Annotated in this window: 2 protein-coding genes; both read right to left on the bottom strand. The window is 42.3% G+C overall.

All coding sequences use genetic code 11. From position 1 onward, the window contains the following. Nucleotides 1-188: 188 nt before the first annotated feature. On the bottom strand, nt 189-1,166 hold the full coding sequence (lipA, locus tag AM305_RS11520) for a lipoyl synthase (RefSeq protein ID WP_005826302.1): 978 nt from the start codon (nt 1,164-1,166) through the stop codon (nt 189-191). Between the two features lie 14 nt (nt 1,167-1,180). Continuing rightward, nucleotides 1,181-1,837, bottom strand: coding sequence for a lipoyl(octanoyl) transferase LipB (gene lipB / locus AM305_RS11515; protein ID WP_005821609.1), 657 nt, complete (start codon nt 1,835-1,837; stop codon nt 1,181-1,183). Between the last annotated feature and the right edge of the window lie 188 nt (nt 1,838-2,025).

The raw sequence follows: 2,025 nt of genomic DNA, 5'->3' as shown, positions 1-2,025 counted from the left end.
GCGAAAAATATTTCGCCCCTACAACAATATTGTTTATTTGAGATTTGTCATTCATTATTACTTTCCAAAACAAATATCTACACAAAAAAAGATGCCATTAGGCACCTTTTCTTCAGCACTTATGGTAGCTTGCACCTAATTAAGTAGCACTTATGGCAGCTTACGCCCGATTAAGTATCGCTTAACCGTTATTTAACCATCTCACCTTTAGCTTGGAGGTCGGCGTGATAAGAAGAACGTACAAAAGGTCCACAAGCCGCGTGTTCGAAGCCCATTTTCTCGGCTTCTGCACGGAACATATCGAATTCTGCCGGTGGTACATAACGTTCTACTTTTAAGTGATGACGGCTCGGTTGTAAATATTGCCCGATAGTGAGCATTGTTACACCGTGATCACGTAAATCTTGCATCACTTCTAAAATTTCTTCATTGGTTTCGCCTAGGCCTACCATTAACCCCGATTTGGTTGGAATGTTCGGGAATTCTTGTTTGAAGATCTTAAGCAATTCTAATGACCATTTATAATCAGCGCCCGGACGGACTTCACGATACAAACGTGGTACATTTTCTAAGTTATGGTTAAATACATCCGGTGGGTTTTGCTTCAAGATAGCCACTGCTTGTTCAACACGACCACGGAAATCCGGCACGAGAATTTCTACTTTGCAATCGGGATTGAGTGCTTTAATTTCACGTACGGTTGCCGCAAAATGCGCTGCACCACGGTCTGGTAAATCATCACGATCCACTGAAGTGATAACCACATATTTCAGTTTCATATCTTGGACGGTTTCTGCCACTTTACGTGGTTCTTCCGGATCAAGCGGTAAGGGTTTACCGTGCGCAACATCACAGAATGGACAACGGCGGGTACAAATCGCCCCCATAATCATAAAGGTTGCTGTTCCGTGGTTAAAACATTCGTGTAAATTTGGGCAAGAGGCTTCTTCACACACTGAGTGTAAGCCGTGTCTGCGCATTCCGTTTTTGATACTGTCAATTTTCGCCGAGCTTGCAGGAAGCTTAATTTTCATCCATTCCGGCTTTTTCAAGAGTTCTTGATCCGGGTCGATATTGCGAACTTGAATAATAGACGTTTTGGCGGCATCACGATATTTTACGCCCCGTTCCATTTTGAACGGTTCTTTTTTTACAGGCGTTGTCATAACAATGTTATTTCCTAACTGTTAATAATTTGTTGCATATTATAGCCTAAAATCTCGGTAAAGTGGGCAACCAATTTCGGCGAGACTTCATCACAAGTTAAATCATTACGATTGATTAACTCACTTAATTGGCACATTTCTAACCCTGCATAACCACAAGGGTTAATATTTAAGAAAGGCTGTAAATCCATATTGATATTTAGTGCTAAACCGTGAAATGAACAACCTTTTCGAATACGCAAACCAAGTGAGCAGATTTTTCGTCCATCAACATAAACCCCTGGCGCATCTGCCTTAGGGTAACCATTCACACCGTAATCCGCCAAGGTTTTTACCACGCATTGCTCTAAAGCTGTGACTAATTCTCTGACTGAAATCTCTTTGCCATTCGCTTTTAACCGCTTAATGTCAATAAGCACATACATTATCTGCTGCCCTTCACCATGGTATGTAATTTGCCCACCTCGATCGGTTTGAACAACAGGAATTTGAGTCGGGTTTAGCAAATGTTCGGGCTTACCGGCTGAACCTTGGGTAAATACACTTGGGTGTTGCACAAGCCAAATTTCATCAGGTGTATTTTCATCACGATGATCGGTAAAAGATTGCATTTCGTGCCAGATTTTTTCGTAGGGTTGTGTACCTAATTGGCGGATAATAAGGCTGGTCATTTTGATCTCTTTACTTTGGGCTGTTGAAAAATAGTTATTTACCCCTCGAACAAACATTCAGTTTTCTTGTAGGGGTGGGGTTTACTCGCTTTGCTCGCTACTTCGTAGCCGTTGGCAGAGCCAACGTTCAAACGCTAGCGTTTGTATCCCTATAAATTAGCTTTCGGGCGGGGATAAACCCCGCCCCT

The sequence above is a fragment of the Actinobacillus minor NM305 genome (genome assembly GCF_000175195.1).
GTDB classification, from domain to species: Bacteria; Pseudomonadota; Gammaproteobacteria; order Enterobacterales; family Pasteurellaceae; genus Haemophilus_A; species Haemophilus_A minor.
The sequence above is the reverse complement of the archived record's forward strand: the minus strand, read 5'-3'. Positions and strand labels throughout refer to the sequence as shown.